Source organism: Acidaminobacter sp. JC074 (assembly GCF_022496765.1).
Taxonomy (GTDB): Bacteria; Bacillota; Clostridia; order Peptostreptococcales; family Acidaminobacteraceae; genus JABXKX01.
Map to the genome: position 1 here is coordinate 20,549 of NZ_VANV01000021.1, position 17,928 is coordinate 38,476.

Below are 17,928 nucleotides of genomic sequence, written 5' to 3' on the forward strand. Positions count from 1 at the left end.
CTAACTCACTTCTTTCATAGAATTTAACTGGTCTACAATCACCTTGTACTTATCTCTTGTCAGAGGATAGAAAAATAACGGCATCATAGATAATGCAATACATAGAGCTGGCAACAATGTTAAAATCATATGCATGCCATTCAGTGTATGGATACTTTGTGTTACATTCGGTACAAACTCAATGACAACCAACAAGAAACCTAATAAAATACCAGATACGGATGAAGAAGCCTTTGCCACAAAGGTTTGAGTTGACCACATAATGCCTTCTGGTCTTTTGCCTGTCTTTAATTGAACAAAATCAATGGTTTCAACCATCATGGATGGTAAGAGTACCTCTGCAGCACCAGCTGTTAAAGACGATGCACCCAACACAATAAAAAATAGTAAATGATTTTCAAATCCCACTAAAAATAGAAGTATATATCCTATTACCCTAAACATGAGAAAACCTAAAATCAACTTCTTCTTATCATGTTTTTCAGCAAGCTTACTAGAAATAAAAATGCTTATCAGAAGCGGTACTATAATTACAAGACTCATAACTGTCACAAGATTTGGATCACCAAGGTTATACTTTGCATAGTAAATACCAATAGCAAGCACCAGATTATCCACAATCATGATAAAGACTTGAGAAGCCAGTATCAAAAGTAGTGGTTTATTGAGTAAGAGCGCGGAAAAAATCTCCTTAACAGACAATTTCTCTTTAGAGACATTCACTCTTTCTCTTGGATTAAAAAACATACCTATCATGCCGATCATCATAAGACCTGCATAAATCATCCCTACACTCCTGTAAGCTGAAATGTTATCTCCAAACCTCTGAATCAAAGGTACTGTTACAACCGACACAAGTACAAATGCTACAGGCGGCACTGCCTTACCAAGGGATATAAGTTTTGTTCTTTCTAGAGAATCATTTGACATACAAGATGCCATTGACCAAAGAGGTATATCAGACACCGTATAAATCATACCAAATAAGATGTAAGTCATATAAGCCCATAAAATATGATTAGAGATTGGACTCTTCGAAAAAAGCATATAGACACTGACCATAATCGGAACAGATACAAGTAATAGATAAGGCCTGAACCTTCCAAACCTTGTCCTGGTTCTATCTGTTAAAATGCCCATCATAGGATCGTTTATGGCATCCCATATTCTTGCAACAAAGAATATGGTGCCTACAAGGGCTGATGAGATGCCAATATAATCTGTATAAAATATCATGATATAAGAACTAATAAAAGCATAAACTAAGTTCTGACTAAAGACGCCGAAGACAAAGGAAGCTTTCTCAAGTTTACCAATTTGACTATTCAATTTCTCCTCCTAACTCAATTGTAAAGCTGTATGCGTATTTTTTCTTCCCCTTCAGCTTATACTTGTCCATCAAGGCTAAAAACGCTGGAAGGCTGCCACCTAGACCTCTTTGCACATGGTCAATGTTCAAAGTCGTTATATCTTCATTTTTTAGCTCATGTATATGTGTAGCGCTTTCTAAACTTTCAAAGCTATAAGGCCAAGCACTAAAAGAAAACTTATTATCGTTAAAAATCTTTATCTTGTGATCATCACTAAAAAGTTCCAAATAGGATACATCACACCTGTTGCCATTTTCCTGTGGCTTTAAGTAATCATGTGTCATATCTTTAACACTAGATTCATACAGACCAATCAAGGCTGATGACTTTCTATCAACATAGTTTTCATGTGGTCCTCTACCAAACCATTTGACCTTGTTAAAATCACCTTTTAGTCCACATGTAAAGCCAAATCGTATCAAGTCCTGTTGAGGCCTTCCTGACATTGAAACTATGACTCGATTATCTGTTAATGTATAAGATACCGACAAACTCTTAAAGTATTTCATCTTATAGTCTAAGTCTATCTTACATGTTCCATTTCGATTGGATATATGACAGGATTTTAAACTTAGGCTATTTAATACATCCCTATAGTAACGTCCATACATGTGATAATTGATTTTTTCAATGAGTGATTTATTAAACTTTGGAAATGTAGCCCCTATGCCTTCACATTCATTATCAATAGGTACCCTATAAAAGTTCGGTTCTAAGGCACTTCTTAGCAGTTCTTGGTCATTATAGACCAGTGATGTAATGCCAGCTTTTCTTTTTGAAACAGACATCCTTATAAAGTCATTTGAAAGTTCTATAAGATCTTCGGATTCTTCTAGACTACATATGGTCCTAGCTGGTTTTGATTTTCTAGCTACAATGTTTACAGGTACTTCAAACTGGTCTTTTGCTATTTCATGTCCTTTTTTACTATAAGCAGTTTCATCTAAAAGAATGCTCACAGTTAGATAGACTGCTTCTTGATAGTCTGCATCCAAATCATAATCAAGCTTATAGACACTACTTTCTCCCGGTAATAAAGAGATTGGTAAGACCTGATCTGTCAGCTGCTTTTCTCCAGAACTTAAGGTCCATCTCATTTGTGCATCTAGTCTTTTAAAACTGTAGGTTGACTGGACTTGAATCTTGCCTGTCATCAAATCAAGACCTTCAATTTCAATTTCCTGATAACATTTCTTAACTTCGTACCAGGCAGGATGTGGGCTTCTGTCTCCTGCTAAAAGACCGTTTCCGCAGAAGTTCTTACTGTTTGGACTGTCTCCAAAGTCTCCACCATAAAGCCATTTACCATCTTTATATATAGATTGGTCCACATAATCCCAAATAAAGCCACCAATGCATCTATTGTATTTCTTAAAAGCTTCTACATATTCCTTAAAGTTTCCTAGGCCATTACCCATGTTATGGGCGTACTCACATATGATAAAAGGTTTGTCACCATAATCTTTTACAGTCAATCTCTTACCAAATCTACCGCCTTCCTCAGCAAGGCCAACTCTTAATGGTTGTCCTTTACCAATCTTTACCGTATCATCTACAGTGGCATACATCATAGAAAAAACATCAGATATATCTAAGACATGGTCTCCTTCATAATGGATAGGTCTTGTATGGTCAATCTTTAAAGCAGCCTCTTTCATGTATCTGAAGTTGTCACCATAACCCGATTCATTTCCTAGAGACCAAAAGATGATACAAGCATGGTTCTTATGTTGTTCAACCATTCTTTTCATTCTATCTACCACAGCCAGTGTCCACATAGGTTTTGAGCCAGGTATCTTATCTCTTAAGCCATGGGTTTCTACATTACATTCATCCATAACATATAAGCCGTATGTATCACACAAGTCATAAAAGGCTTTGACATTTGGATAATGACTGGTTCTAATGGCATTGATGTTATTGGATTTTATGAGCTTAATGTCTTTCTCTAAAATCTCATAAGGCACGGCATGACCAAACTCTGGATGAAATTCATGTCTGTTCACCCCTTTGATTATTATGGAAACACCATTCACATATAATTGATTGTTTTCAATCTTTACTTCTCTAAAACCAAACTTCTGCATCCTGATGTCCACTAGACCGTGGCCAGATAATTTAAAATAAACATCGTACAAGTGTGGGGTTTCTGCCGTCCACTTTAAAGGCGACGTAATAGCTATATCATAGGATAAGACCTTAATCTGTCCCTTCTTAACTGTGATGGAATCAAGCGTTTTCATTTGGTCATTGATTGTTGTTGAAAGTTTTAAGTCTCTTGCATCTAGATTTGAATGGTTCTTAAGTTTGACTTGACACTTGAGGACTGCATGATTGTAATCTTCATCAAACTCGCAGTGGATATAGACGTCTAAAATTTCTACTTTAGGCCTGGCCATAAGAGAAACTTGTCTAAATATACCTGATAATCGCCACATATCTTGATCTTCTAAGTAAGAGCCATCACACCACTTATAGACCTCCACAGCAACTTGATTGCTCCCAGAAACAATATAATCACTTATATCAAACTCTGCGGTTGTAAAAGAGCCTTGAGAATAACCAACCTTTTTACCGTTGATCCACAGATAAAAGGCTGAATTGACCCCTTCAAAGGAGATAAAAACCTGTCTTTCCAGCCAGTCTGCATCCACTTGGAAGCTTCTTTTATAAGAACCAACAGGATTATAGTCATGGCTGATATTAGGTATTTTTTTCATATCAATGCTTGTTGGATACAAGGTATCCGTATAAATGGGTATACCAAAACCCTTAAACTCCTGGTTGGATGGGACTTCAATACTTGCCCACTCTCTTACATCGTAATCCTCTTTATAGAAGTCAAGTGGCCTATCACTTGGCTTATCTACATAGTGATGTTTCCATAAACCATTAAGTGATTTAAACCAAGTAGATTCTGTATCGTCCACTGAATCGAGTGGCATCATTCTAACATGACTTTTTTCTTTATTCCTTGAAATAATGTAAGGATTATCCCAGTCCTCTCTATTTTTGAATTTGCTCATCTTTTCCTCCCACTTATAGAATAAAGAAACTATAGTGAATCTTATTGAATTAATTCATGATATTTATAACAAAATCACTATCATGTGTTCAAATTAAAAAAGACCCGATAAGGTCTTAAAATCATATGTAATAAGATATTTCATTAAACTATTCAAAAGGTCTCCAAAAGACCAGTAATAACATAAGTAAGTAGGCAATGAAGCCTGTTACAACTAATAAGATAGCCAGTATGATAAAAACAATAATGGTAACTATTACAGTTGTGATGAAGTGGATGGTCTTGTAACGAAGCTGGTATAGGAAGTTTATCCTGTTGTACTCCCTTCGGTAGGCCTTATCAATATTCATATTTCTATTGTGTTTTCGTAGATCATCAGGATAATAATCTCTTTTATCTTCAAGGTCTAAAAAGAAAAGAAAAATCTTGTAATGGAGCCTACCAATCTTAATGCCTATGTCGTGCCAAAACTTTTGCCATGGTGTGTATGTTTTATTGTTTTTTCGTAAATCAAAATCCTTACCGTACATAAAAATAGAACCCCTTCCTTAAATGTATAGGGCTATAATACCACATAAAAAAACGAATTGTTTGAATATTCAAAACAAACAGTCAATTGTTACTTTTATGTTAGAAACATCAGAAAAAGTGAACAAAAATATTACTATATTGTCTTAAAATCATTAATAAAAGTTATCATTTCCCCTTATAAGATGTTATATCTTTTTATTATATTTGTATTTTATTATACCTTCCAAACACTTTTTTTACTTACTGGCCTAATAAGTTCATATATGATATCATCAAATTAATTCATGGTTTTTATAACAAAATCATTATGTAAGGAGTCTTATGAAAGATTTACTAAAGAAAATCGATTTTTTCTGGTTAAGCTCCGGCATACCAGTTAAGGTCTATAAGGATAAAAAACTTATTCATTCAAAAAATACAAAGTCTCAAACACCTGTCGATAAGAAAGAACATGCTTCTGATATAGAAAAGCTTCTAGACTCAGATGACTTCATCACTTTTTTAACTTCTAAGTATGGCGAGCATTACTTTGCAGTTAATCATGATACACTCCAGGTGGTCTGTGGTCCTACGGTATCCTATGCCTATGAAGAACAAACAGTTGTTAACTTGCTTGAAGGCAGAGAACTTTCTCATAGTATAATAAAAGCATATGAACGATATTTTAATGCCCTACCAATCTACGCACCAAACAGACTGACTAAGTCACTCCCTTTAGTTATTTTCCTTTTGACTGGTCTTTACTATGATATTTCAAATCTTATGAAGGTGGAGGTGGATTTAGAGGATGAGAAATCATTTATACAAAACACCTCCAGTCACCACCACTCCATGGAAAAGACCTATCAAATCATTGAGGCCATAAAAAATGGTGATACTGAAGGTATGAAGAAGATATTGATTTCTCCAGACGACGGACCAACAGGCATCCTAAGTAAAAACGACCCACTCAGGTCTTATAAAAACTTGTTTATGACATCTGTCAGTGAAGCCAATAACGCCGCAGTCAGTGGTGGTTTAGATTCTGAGACCGCCTTTACACTAAGTGATGCTTTTATCCTTAAGGCGGATTCATGTAAGTCACATGAAGAAGTGACTGAAATCTATATTCAAATGTTCTTAACCTTTACTGAGATGGTTCAAAAGGCTAAAAAAATCAAATATTCAAAACCCGTCTACATGTCTATAGATTATATCCATAAACACTATAGGGAGAAAATTAAGATATCAGATTTATCAGAACATGTCCATATCAGTGAAAGTCATCTTTTAAACTTGTTTAAGTCACAACTTCAAATGTCCATCAAAGACTACATCATTTATACACGTATTGAAGAAGCCAAGAAACTTCTTAAATACACCAATCACTCCTTATCTGACATCTGTAGCATGGTAAGCTTTAATGATCAAAGTCATTTCTCCAGAACTTTTAAAAAGTGGACATCAACAACACCAAAATACTATAGAGATTTCAATTAGAATACCCCCTTCAGTTAACTGAAGGGGGTATGTTTTACCATTTGCATGTCATTTTTAGTTCATATAAAAACTCTACATATTTCACACTGGCTACAATAGGATCAATGATCTTCTTGTTTATAAGCTTTTGCATGTTTTCAAAACGTCCAGATTCTATGGTACAACCAGGAATGATGATGCGACCAGCATCTTTACATGTATGAATCATTTTTCCTTCTGTTTTATCAGGATCCATTAACATGTCTTCTACACTCATACCAAGCGATTTTGTCTTAAACTTTGATGATTCAAACACACTATCAAACGTTTGAATAGAAATCCTCCTTGTATGATCTTCATTTCCAGCAATAATTGTAGCCTGGTCATCCAACATAAAGCCTATGTGACTGGTCGCTTCAAAGGGTCCTGTCATGATGACACTGTGTTTCTCTCTCATCTCTTTTAGACCGGGATCATAGAAGCATCCTATGATGTAGGCGTCATAGTCAGTAGAGTCAATTAACCTGTCCATGCCTTCAATGGCTTTTAATTCATCCTCTTCATTTTCAAGTGTGACTGCACCAGAATCCAAAGTTAAATAATCAATGACCGTGGACTTTCTAGCATAAGATTTAACACCGTCTAATAGACTTTCAAGAGCATGTTCTTTTCCAACAGGATCTATATAGGCTATCTTCATCATATCAACTTAAGTGCGTCGTAAATAAAAGTTAGAACGATGATAAACGGTAATGAGAATACAGTTCTAATTAAATAAAACTTGATGATGTCTAAAACATTGAAACCCATCTTTGTTCTCAAAAGTGCAATACCAGTTTCTGATAAGAAAACCAATTGTGTAAAAGAAAGCACACCAATGATAAACTTAGCCTTAACACTTGCATCACCCATAATAAAAATAGTTGGCAGGTACATATCAAACAGACCAGCAATAGTACCAGTCGCCATTGAAACAGATGTTTCTGCTCCAAAGCCCAGTAATTGATAAAGTGGTACAATTGGCTTGGTTACTATTTCAAAGAATGGTGTATGTTCAGCAATGATAAGACCAATGGTACCTGCAGCTATGATAACAGGTAATAGGCCAACATATAACATAACACCGATTTTCCAACTTGCCAAGAAAGATGTCAGAGTATCTGTTTCTTTTGCCTTTCTATCAGCCAATACCAAACCTCTTTCAAAGGCATTTCCTGGCAACATAGGCATCACTTTAGGTTCTGAGTAATAAGATTCATCCCATTTCTTATAAGGCATTCTCGCCATGATGATACCAACGATAACAGTAACAAGTGCTATGGTTCCATAGAACAAACCAAAGTTATCTGTAAAGCCTAGGTTGATACCTACTACAATAGCAAATCCTAGTCCAATAACTGAGAAATTTGTAGCGATTTTTGCAGCTTCTTTTTTGTTGTAATAGCCATCTTGATAAAGCTTATCTGTAACAACAATACCAATGGTACCATCACCTAAAAATGATGTTGTTGCATCAACGGCTGAATAGCCAGGTACTCTAAAAAGCTTTTTCATAACTGGATTTAAAAACTCTCCAACAAACTCTATCAGACCAAAGTCTACTAGAAATGGTAAGAAGAAAACACCTGTTACCATAGTAACCAGCATGGTTCTACCTAGTCCTGTTAATACACCACCTGTAAAGTCACCAAAGATGATAGAACCTATAGCCGTGTCTAGGCCAATTTGGTAGTGGGTAAATAAAAAGACAATCGAACCGAAAATTCTGAAAAATTTATGGGCAGGACTGCATTTAAAGACCTGATTTAAAAACTCTGACTTCGATTCATAAAAAGTAAAAATAATCGTTCCTAAAATAATGACAGAAAATAATAAGGTTGCAAATATCATGGCAAAGTCATAGACTGGTGGTGATAATACAAAGCTGATTAAATGAGCAATTAAACTTTGATCCACGCCACCTATGTTAAAGTTAAACAACATAGGTGTCAGATAAAAGATAAAAGCACAGACAGACATAACGATGAATTTGGTGTACTTACCTTTAAACATTGATGGTACCTCTTTTAACTCTTGAAGCTGATCCACTTCAATTCTAGCATTTGCTTGACTCATAGTTCCCCCTATTCTTATTTTACAGCAATACCAACCTAGCCTCAACTTACTTATCTGCTATTAATAAAAGTGCATCTGCTATATCTTTTAAATCCTCATGAATAACCTGACCATTTTCCGTTATCTTCACATCATCAATGTATATAGTTGTCTTTTCTAATATACCATCAAAGTGTGATTTAGCAGGCTGTCCATGTGGTGGTGCATCTATAGGGCTTGTATGACCAAAACCTAAATCTATGCCACCATATATTCTTTCATCTATAACAATACTTTCAGTTAAAGCTCTAACACCAGGATTCAATGAAATCATCATATGTGAAATCTTATACATGTTTTCATCTTCAAAACTATCTACAAAGGCCTTCATTTGTTCTGCCTTGCCATCTCCAACAAAGTCTACAATCCTGCCTTTGTCCATGACAAACTCTACTCGACTATCTTTGGTCATCCCTACTTGCATGAGTTCATCAAAGACAATACGGCCCTTCATGGTATTAAACTTAGGAACTATGTTGATATAACCTGGCAGTGTGCCAAACTTAGGTTTATGGTACTGACCATCATCTAAATCAAGGACATGATTATGGTCTAACTCATAAGTAAAGTCTGTACCCCTCTCTGTTGTTACTCTAATAGTGGCTGCTTTTTCCAACATCACATTGATGCCATTTAGAAGTTGACCCATAAGTGGAATATCCACTTTAGTAACCAGTTGATTGAGTTGCTCGACACTTGCATCATAAATGATTAAATATCTTAGTTTCTTGTTGTCTCTCATGGCTGTTTCCCAAATATCAGAGTAAAGCATAAACTGTGAGTTAAACTCTATCCATACATCTGCATGTAAAATAGCACCTGTTAAACATTCATGTGGCCAGTCAGCCATGCCTTCTTGCCCTTCTCCTCTTGGTGTCGCAACACGAACAACCATTGGCTTACCACCAGCTGTAAAGGCTGCCTTGGCAAAAGCTTCTACAATCTCCATATCAGAACCAGTATCAGCCGTTAAAACAACAGACTCCCCTGGCTGTACTTTAAACATGTCTTTCATCATTTTATGAGCGATTAAGTTAAGCTCATAATCGTATTTACTCATACTTACTTCCTTTCTTATAATAAGTTTATGAAATCATAGATATAAGTTCTTTATGATATTCACAAAATATACGTTTTATTTTTAGAATTTTCACACAATTGTATGTGACAAACGAATCATGGCATCTTTATATATGTCTACAAGCTTAAAGAGTTTTTCTTTTTCTATATATTCATTGGCTTCATGAGCCAGTTCTTCTTGATCTGGATAGACTGGACCAAAGCTGACCATATTCTTCATAACACGTGCATAGGTGCCGCCACCTATTACCATTGGCTTTGATTTATAATCGCCTGTATGCTCCTGATATGTTTCCATTAAAGAAGTAACAATGGCATGGTCCTTATCTACATAAAGTGGTTCTAAGTGATCAATCAAATCATATCCATAGTCTGAAAAAACACTTTCAAAACGTTCTAGGACAAGAGACGGTTCTGATGTTACTGGATACCTGACATTGATGTTCATGTGCATTTTCTCTTTGTTAACACTTATTTTTCCAAGATTAAAAGTTAACTTACCTGAGATATCATCTTCAAAATCACATCCAGCTTTTTTACCGTAATAGTCAAGTCCAATTAAATCGCTGAATGTTTGTAAGCTAGGATGGTTTATTTTCTTAGATAAATCCATTAAAGCTTTGCATATAGCATTCTCACCTTTTTCTGGCTGCATAGCATGACAGGACTGACCTTTATAAGTATGATTTTGACCATCGACTATTAAACTACAGGTATCTGGTACACTATTTCTAGACATACCACCTGATATTTCAATTGGATTGCCTCTTTCATCAAGTGGTAAATCGAAAGAAATGTCAAAATCTAATATGCCTTTTTCTGCGTGAATCAGTGGAAATGAACCATCCGGTGTAAAGCCTAGCTCAGGCATCTTCTCACTATCTGTAAACCTTGAGATCCCTCGCCATAGAGTTTCCTCATCAGTTCCAATGATAATCTGTATCTTTCTATCGAGTTTTATCTCCTGGTCTTTGATCTCTTTTAAAGCATGTAAACAAGCAATGATTGGTCCTTTGTCATCTATAGACCCTCTTCCATAAAGCTTGCCGTCTATTTCTGTAAGTACAAATGGATCTGTTAACCAACCAGAGCCTTCTGGAACAACATCACAATGGGCAAGAACCCCAACAGCTTTATCGGAGTCTCCATATTCAATGATGCCTACTTGTCCATCTAGATTTGACGTATTAAATCCATAAGCCCCTGCTAGATCCAATATGTAATTTAAGGCATCATCTATAGACTTCCCATAGGCAAAACCGTCATTTTCATCTAAGACACTCCTAATGGCTATGAAGCCTTCTAAGTCTTTTATTATCTCCATATCCCCCTCCTTATATAAATTGTAGCCAATAGAAAAAACATAATCCTTGTTAATATCATAATAATTTGCTTGTATATATGTAATTTTCACAATATCATATTAAGTAGAAAGTGATATGAAAGAAAGGATTAGAGATGTCTATTTCAATAAAGACTATTTTAGACTTGGATGTATTTAAACAAGCAAGACTTTTAACAAATGAAAAATCCGCTTTACGTGTTATAAAGGCAGTTTCTGTTACAGATGTGGAATTAGCTGAAGATATGATTGAAGATGAGATTTTAAGACCTGGAGATTTCTTCTTATCTACACTTGCCTATACACAAAGAGACTTTGGCATTTTCTATAAAAATGTAAAGATCCTTATAGCTGCAAGATGCTCAGGGCTTTGCATTACCAATCAGTACCTTAACAAAGTACCTGATGAAATAATTGATTTATGTAATGCAGAAAACTTTCCTTTAATTATGATAGACAAGGATGTACCTTATGCCATGATTATCAGAAGGATTACAGAAACCATCATTTCCAATCAATCACATGTTGTTAACTTAAATATCATCAACGCTCTTATAAATGGCAATATCTCAAAAACAGAAAAAAACGACCTTATACGTCGTTTAAATCCTTACTTTAAGTCTTCTTTTCTTGTCTTTTATATCAATAATCTCGAGCCGCTTCACGAACAAGCTTTTATGAAAGAAGTCAACAATCATAAGGCCTGGCTGGCAGTTCCTTATATAGATGGCCTTCTTGTAATTGTGACCTACTCTGATGGTCTTAAGGAACTGAAATCACTTAAGTCTTTTATTTATAGCCAAGGCGGCAAATATCCTGGTGCAATCATTGGTATCAGTTCTGATCATGAGACACTTTACGATCTTAGCGATGGTATAAGAGAAGCTTTATTTGCATCAAATTCAGTGCCTTACACGAAAAAGAATATGATGTGTTATGACGATTTAGGCTCCATTAGACTCCTAGTAGCCCTCCAAAATCATCAGGAACTTTACAACTACTATCATCTAACCATCAAGAAAATACTGTCATATGATCAAAAGTACAAGACTTCTCTTTTCTTAACCCTTGAAGCATTTGTACGAAACGATGGTGATTATAAGAAAACAGCCTTTGATACCAACCAACATGAAAACACCATCAGGTATCAAATCAAAAAAATCAAGCAAATACTCAACCTTGAAAACCAAAACATACAGTTTTTTGAGACCATTTCTCTTGGTTTAAAAGCACATAATATTCTAAACTAAAAATCACTTGATTAGATTCACGTGGTTTTTTTATGTTAAAGTTATTGTCTCCTTTAACAAAGTCTCTTCATCTGAACTAGGTCCAACCATGAAAGTGTAAGAGCCATTTTCTAAAAGCCAGTTCTTACTGTCAACATCATAATATCTTAGTTCATCTAGTTTAACATCAATGGTTACAGTCTTTACTTGTCCAGCTTCAATCATAACTTTTTTAAATCCTTTAAGCAGTTTTTCTTGTCTTTCAACTCGTGAGTCTTTCATGCCTACATATACCTGAACCACTTCCTCTACATCCATTTTTCCAACATTTTTTACATCAACTTTAACAGTAACATGGTCTTTGAATCTTTTTAATCTTAGATTAGAATATTTAAAACTGGTATAAGAAAGGCCATGACCAAAATGATAATGTGGCTTTTTCTTATGTTCATCAAAATAAGAATATCCGTGATAAAAATCATACACGATTTCATCGTCAGAGCTTGAAAAGTAAGGTAAATCTTTTTCATCCAGTGGCACTGTAAAAGGCAGTTTACCAGATGGAGAAATATCGCCAAATAAAATCCTTGCAAGCGCATGGCCACCTGCCATCCCTGCATACCACATCATTAAGACAGATGACACATCTTTATCCCATTGACTCGTTGTAATAGCACTACCACCTACTAATACGACTGTCGTATTGATGTTTATCTTAGAAATGGCCTTAATGAGCTTAACTTCTTTTTCTTTTAAGCCTAAGCTTTCACGGTCGCCACCCTCACCTTTTAGTGAACCAGTATAAGACTTTTTCTTTTTAGAGTCATGATGTTTCACAAGTCCAGCCTTTATGAACTTCTTTTGATTCATATAGCCTCTAAAAGTCACATTGTCTGGTACATCTTTATGAGCATCGGGTACAACGTATTCACCTTCATCCCTATAATCATTACCGCATACAATGACAACATGATCAGCAAGAGCTGAAGCCTCTAACGCCTCCTTTATTTGATCTGATGAGAAATACTCAACCATCATGTCTGTAGCTAAATAAGTTTTTAATCCTTCTAAAACATTAATATTTGATTTTGATCTTACCCTTGAGCTACCCTTGTCACCAATATTCTCAGAGCTGGCTAAATCACCTACAAGTACAAGTTTTCCTTGTTTTTTAATTGGTAAAGCATTAAAGTCATTCTTTAAAAGAACCATGGATTTTTCTGCTGCTTCTTGAGCAATAGAAATATGCTCTTTGCAGGCTACCATATCAAGCGAATAGCTTTCAGGATCCTTAGTATTTGAAAATGATAATGATGTCCTAATGATCCTTCTAGCTGATTCATCTATGACCGACTCGCTGATACTGCCATCTTTAACAGCCTTTAATAGATGTTTATGGTAAAAGACAGGCATAGGCATTTCTAGATCCATACCTGACTCTATAGCCTTCTTGGTATTGTGTATACCATAAGAAAAATCAGAACTGGTGAAACCTTTAAAATGCCACTGCTTTCTCAGTATGTCAGAAAGTAGTTCCTTTGATTCACAGCAGTAATGTCCATTAATCTTATTATAGGCCCCCATTAAAGAAGCAGCCCCCGCATCTACGGACTTCTTAAAATGTGGTAAATAAACTTCATGAAGTGTTCTTTCATCGACTTTTACATCTACTCTAAATCGATTATTTTCAATTGAGTTTACTGCAAAATGCTTTAAACATGCCATGACATTATGATCTTGTACAGCCTCTGTTAATGCAAGTCCAAACTCTCCGACTAGGAAAGGATCTTCTCCATATGTTTCTTGAGCTCTTCCCCAAGCTGGATGACGAAGTAAGTTGATACATACCCCACCAAAATAATTGGCTCCTTGAGCTCTAGCCTCCCTAGCCATAGCATGGCCGATTCTTTTCTCTAAATCAATGTCAAAACTTGCACCTCTGGCCATGGAAACAGGAAAGCATGTGGAACTTCCCATAGCTATCCCTCTTGGACCATCTGTGAATCTAACAGGTAAAACGCCATACTTTTTACTCCCTAATGTGTCTATTGGAACAGGATTATACATGGTCTTATGTTTAATGATATTATCAACAGGGTCCCAAACACCATTGAGTAAAAAGACCTTTTCTTTTAAAGTCATTTCATTCAAAATCTTCTCTACTTGATTTTCAATTTCAAAATCACTCATTGTAGCATTCTTTAAATTAAACATTGCCAACTTTCCTTTCGTTAAACTCGTAATTGTGCTTAGAGCTATTTTCCTTATTTAATCCGAGTACATGAGTCGATATCATAAATGTGATGTAAATAATAATGATCGACATGGTCGTATCAGTTACAAAATGAGCGCCCTCAACAACTCTTGAAAACATAGTCAGTAGAATCCATATCCAAGCTATTAAATGACACACATAAGATTTTACTTTTAGGTTTAGAGCGTTAGGTAATAGTGTAAACCACAAAATAAGTGATGCACCAGATGTATGACCTGATGGGAAGGACTTAAAACCATCATTTAATGCACTAGAATTTATAACATACCATCTTGTATAATCCGCCATATCTTTAAACTCTCTAAATCTCATCCTACCAAATGTGTTCTTTAAAAGATTTATAAGAATATAAGAAGCCAAGCACATGATTAAACCGCACAATGCAAGTTTTGTAAAAGTCTCAATAGCCACTCTTTTTGAAATCCATAAGCCTACGAGAAATGATAAAAAGATAATCACATTGATTAACACAATCAACCAAAAATCACTAAACTCAAGATTCATGTAATGCCTTATATTTATTGCAAAATGAATAGATACCCTCGTTAAAAGAAACAAGAGAAGAATTTTCTTTAACAACCTAAACAAGACATTTTCACTTGAACTTGTTATCAGTAAGTATGAAGTTGAAAACAAGCCGACCATAAAGTAAGGTAACTCACCTAGAACTTTGAAAAGCGCACCATATAGAGTGCCTGGTTTATACAAGAGTTGAGAAATACTTAAATCAGTAAATGTAAAGACCGCCATAAAGGCAATCAAGACATACAGTACATACATTTGTTTGTTCTTCATCATTTTCACCTATTTAACCTTAATCGAAATCGTGTCACATCTTACAGGTGTATCTACACTGACCTTAATGACACCTTTTTTTCCAGTCGTCTTGACCCATACCGCTCTTGCACCACCTATTAGCGATACTTGATTAGGACCAATTATTTGCCCGGGACCATCTAACTTAATATTGAGTACATCATCTGAAAAAGGCAGCAAGTTGCCTCTTTGATCTAACATCTTAAACTCAATCCTTGTTACATCATAAGATGATTTCTTCGTAGATAAGACAATATCATCCACCTTAACTTCTAGCCTGTCCTTATAAACCATACCGCCTAAAGTTTTTCTAATAACTTCAACGCCATTTTTTACACCTATCAAGGTCACAGAAGTATCTTTTTCTCCCCAAGAGTCCAGTGACATCCTAGCTAGTTTCCCAATATCCGAAGTCTTTAAACGATACTTAAAGACAAGTCCTAATAACATACGTTTAGTTTTCTTACTTAGATGATGCTCACCTTTCATAACTTCTAGAACAAAGCTTTTAAACTTGTCTTTATCCTTATCAGAAAACTTTGTTGTCGCCATTGTTCTCTCAAACGCTTCTCCAAGTGTATTTTCTATCATAATAGGTGCATGCTTCACATGAGGATATCTTTTTTTATCAGGATAATAAGTACCTTTGTCACTACCTGCCATTTCAACCTTTATGGCGTCACAGTTGGTAAACACCTGTATTGGAAAATAGCCCCCTGAATCTCTTTCTCCCTTTGCAATGAGTGATGCCACATCCATGATAATCTCATCATCTCTTTGGCTGCTATAAACGCTTGCGGCATACTTAGGAATTCTGAACATATCCATCACTCCGTGATAGCAAATTTTATCACCCGAGCCAAAATCCTTGTGGGTATTGTAATCAAAAGCACACCAGCCTATAGCACCTGTAATATCTTGTCTACCTACTTGTTCATTTAAAACCCTTAAATGTCTATTGGCATGCTCTATAAGTCTTGTTTCATGATCAAACCTTTTAGTCGGATACATGTGACCAGTATGTTCAGACACTAAATAAGGTACATCAGATTTTAAACGTGTTACTTTTTCTTGTTTTCTTAAAACTTGGTTATGACCACTGTGAACAAAGTCGTTCATTGAATAAACGTCTTCTAAAAATTCACTGCCCTCTGTACATCTAACACCAGTTGTTTGTCTTGTAGGATCTAAGGACCTGGCTAAATCATTTGTTAGTGTATAAAAATCATGGTGATCTTTCGATTCATTGACTCTAACGCCCCAGATGGTTACAGAAGGCCTGTTACAATCACGTCTGATCATTTCTCTTAACTCTTGTTTTGATACTTCTTGCCACTTTTTCTCACCAATGTGTTGCCAACCAGGAATCTCCTCAAATACCATAAGTCCAATTTCATCACATCTGTCCAAGAAGTGCCTAGATTGAGGATAATGACTTGTTCTAACAATGTTAAGTCCTAGATTGTACTTGATGATATCTGCATCTTTCTTCTGAGCTCTTTCTGGCATGGCATAGCCTACATACGGAAAAGACTGATGTCTATTAAGGCCATTTAGTTTTACCTTTTTATTGTTCAGATAAAATCCATCTGATTTAAACTCGGCTGATCTAAAGCCAAACTTAACTTTATAGTCGTCCATTAGCAAATTATTATCATACAATTTGATAGATAGGTCATAAAGTTTAGGCTTTTCAAGCGACCACAGTTCGATGCCTGTAAGATGGTTCATTTCAATAGAAACATCCATTAAACCTTTATCAATGTCTTTTTTAACATACTTTATAAGTTGATCATCATCGTACAAGGCGACTTCTATCACAAGATCATTTTCTCTTATTAGTTCCAAATCAACTTCTAGACTTGGCGTTTCTAGAACATGCAAGGTCTTTACAAATACATGGTTCACATAGGATTTTTCAACAAACCTTAAAGATACCTCTCTATAAATACCACCATAGGTTAAAAAATCTACCACGTGTCCAAATGGAGGGATATCTTCTCTTTCCCTTGAATCAACCATAACTACCAAGTGGTTATCTTGATCAAACTCTAAATGGTCTGTTAACTCCATACTAAATGGTGTATAGCCACCCTTATGTTCACCTAAATATTTGCCATTGATATAAACCTTTGCATAAGACATAACACCTTCAAAATCTACAAAGATATATTTATTCTTATCTTCTGATGAAATGTAAATGTTCCTCCTATAGCAAGATACAAACTGATACATGTTTTCATCAAAACAGTTGTAAGGCAAGTCAATGTTATTATGGGGTAATTCTACTTCTTGATATTGCTTGACATCAAAATCATTCATTTGATCACCAGTTTTAAAAGAAGGTTTGTATAACCAATTGTCATTGATATAAGTTACTTTTCTCATCTTTTCTCCTGTCTCAGTACTATTAATTCTAGAGAGCTGCAACTATAAAGTTGCAGCTCAGGGGGACTCATTCAGAACTGAATAAGTAGTGTAATACTGAACTAAGCATATCAAACTTGATTTAATTTATTTTACAATTACTTAGAAACACTGGAATATTCTTTGTTTAAGTAAATGAGTATTTCAAATAAAATGCATGTAAATCAAATAATTCTTAGCATGTGTGGCTTTGGGATTTCATATAATTAAGTAAAATTAAA

Annotated in this window: 12 protein-coding genes; 2 read left to right on the forward strand and 10 right to left on the reverse strand. The window is 35.2% G+C overall.

Features of this window, described 5'->3' with window-relative positions:
• The 3 genes from EZV73_RS21395 to EZV73_RS21405 form a co-directional block, all read right to left on the reverse strand.
• Complete coding sequence (locus EZV73_RS21395; RefSeq protein WP_240842477.1) at positions 1 to 1,329, reverse strand: MFS transporter; 1,329 nt, start codon at positions 1,327 to 1,329, stop codon at positions 1 to 3.
• Positions 1,322 to 4,396 carry a glycoside hydrolase family 2 TIM barrel-domain containing protein gene (locus EZV73_RS21400; protein ID WP_240842478.1) on the reverse strand — a complete coding sequence of 1,025 codons (3,075 nt, stop codon included), beginning with the start codon at positions 4,394 to 4,396 and terminating at the stop codon, positions 1,322 to 1,324. Before EZV73_RS21400 ends, EZV73_RS21395 begins: the two co-directional genes overlap by 8 nt.
• Positions 4,397 to 4,544: 148 nt before the next feature.
• The gene (locus EZV73_RS21405; protein WP_240842479.1) at positions 4,545 to 4,925 is read right to left on the reverse strand and encodes a hypothetical protein; all 381 of its coding nucleotides are present in this window, start codon (positions 4,923 to 4,925) and stop codon (positions 4,545 to 4,547) included.
• A gap of 322 nt (positions 4,926 to 5,247) precedes the next feature.
• Here EZV73_RS21405 and EZV73_RS21410 point away from each other — a divergent pair, with 322 nt between their 5' ends.
• The gene (locus tag EZV73_RS21410) at positions 5,248 to 6,405 is read left to right on the forward strand and encodes a helix-turn-helix domain-containing protein (protein WP_240842480.1); all 1,158 of its coding nucleotides are present in this window, start codon (positions 5,248 to 5,250) and stop codon (positions 6,403 to 6,405) included.
• Positions 6,406 to 6,439: 34 nt separating this feature from the next.
• Here the strand turns inward: EZV73_RS21410 and EZV73_RS21415 are convergent, their stop codons facing one another.
• The 4 genes from EZV73_RS21415 to EZV73_RS21430 all read right to left on the reverse strand — a co-directional run bounded on the left by EZV73_RS21415 (position 6,440) and on the right by EZV73_RS21430 (position 10,942).
• On the reverse strand, positions 6,440 to 7,084 hold the full coding sequence (locus tag EZV73_RS21415) for an aspartate/glutamate racemase family protein (protein ID WP_240842481.1): 645 nt from the start codon (positions 7,082 to 7,084) through the stop codon (positions 6,440 to 6,442).
• Complete coding sequence (locus EZV73_RS21420; RefSeq protein ID WP_240842482.1) at positions 7,084 to 8,499, reverse strand: YjiH family protein; 1,416 nt, start codon at positions 8,497 to 8,499, stop codon at positions 7,084 to 7,086. Before EZV73_RS21420 ends, EZV73_RS21415 begins: the two co-directional genes overlap by 1 nt.
• A 46-nt stretch (positions 8,500 to 8,545) precedes the next feature.
• Positions 8,546 to 9,598: a hypothetical protein gene (locus EZV73_RS21425; RefSeq protein ID WP_240842483.1), complete on the reverse strand. Its 1,053-nt coding sequence runs from the start codon at positions 9,596 to 9,598 to the stop codon at positions 8,546 to 8,548.
• A gap of 90 nt (positions 9,599 to 9,688) precedes the next feature.
• Positions 9,689 to 10,942, reverse strand: a complete 1,254-nt coding sequence (locus EZV73_RS21430; RefSeq protein ID WP_240842484.1) for a Sapep family Mn(2+)-dependent dipeptidase — start codon at positions 10,940 to 10,942, stop codon at positions 9,689 to 9,691.
• 134 nt (positions 10,943 to 11,076) lie between these two features.
• Here EZV73_RS21430 and EZV73_RS21435 point away from each other — a divergent pair, with 134 nt between their 5' ends.
• Positions 11,077 to 12,210 (forward strand): PucR family transcriptional regulator, encoded by a 1,134-nt coding sequence (locus EZV73_RS21435; RefSeq protein WP_240842485.1) that lies wholly within the window; start codon positions 11,077 to 11,079, stop codon positions 12,208 to 12,210.
• 30 nt (positions 12,211 to 12,240) lie between these two features.
• Here EZV73_RS21435 and EZV73_RS21440 read toward each other — a convergent pair whose 3' ends face one another.
• Genes EZV73_RS21440 through EZV73_RS21450 form a run of 3 tightly spaced genes read right to left on the reverse strand, consistent with a single transcriptional unit; the run spans position 12,241 to position 17,668 of the window.
• Positions 12,241 to 14,403: a glycoside hydrolase family 3 protein gene (locus EZV73_RS21440; protein WP_240842486.1), complete on the reverse strand. Its 2,163-nt coding sequence runs from the start codon at positions 14,401 to 14,403 to the stop codon at positions 12,241 to 12,243.
• The gene (locus tag EZV73_RS21445) at positions 14,396 to 15,259 is read right to left on the reverse strand and encodes a phosphatase PAP2 family protein (RefSeq protein WP_240842487.1); all 864 of its coding nucleotides are present in this window, start codon (positions 15,257 to 15,259) and stop codon (positions 14,396 to 14,398) included. Before EZV73_RS21445 ends, EZV73_RS21440 begins: the two co-directional genes overlap by 8 nt.
• 9 nt (positions 15,260 to 15,268) lie before the next feature.
• The gene (locus EZV73_RS21450; protein ID WP_240842488.1) at positions 15,269 to 17,668 is read right to left on the reverse strand and encodes a glycoside hydrolase family 2 TIM barrel-domain containing protein; all 2,400 of its coding nucleotides are present in this window, start codon (positions 17,666 to 17,668) and stop codon (positions 15,269 to 15,271) included.
• Positions 17,669 to 17,928 lie beyond the last annotated feature (260 nt).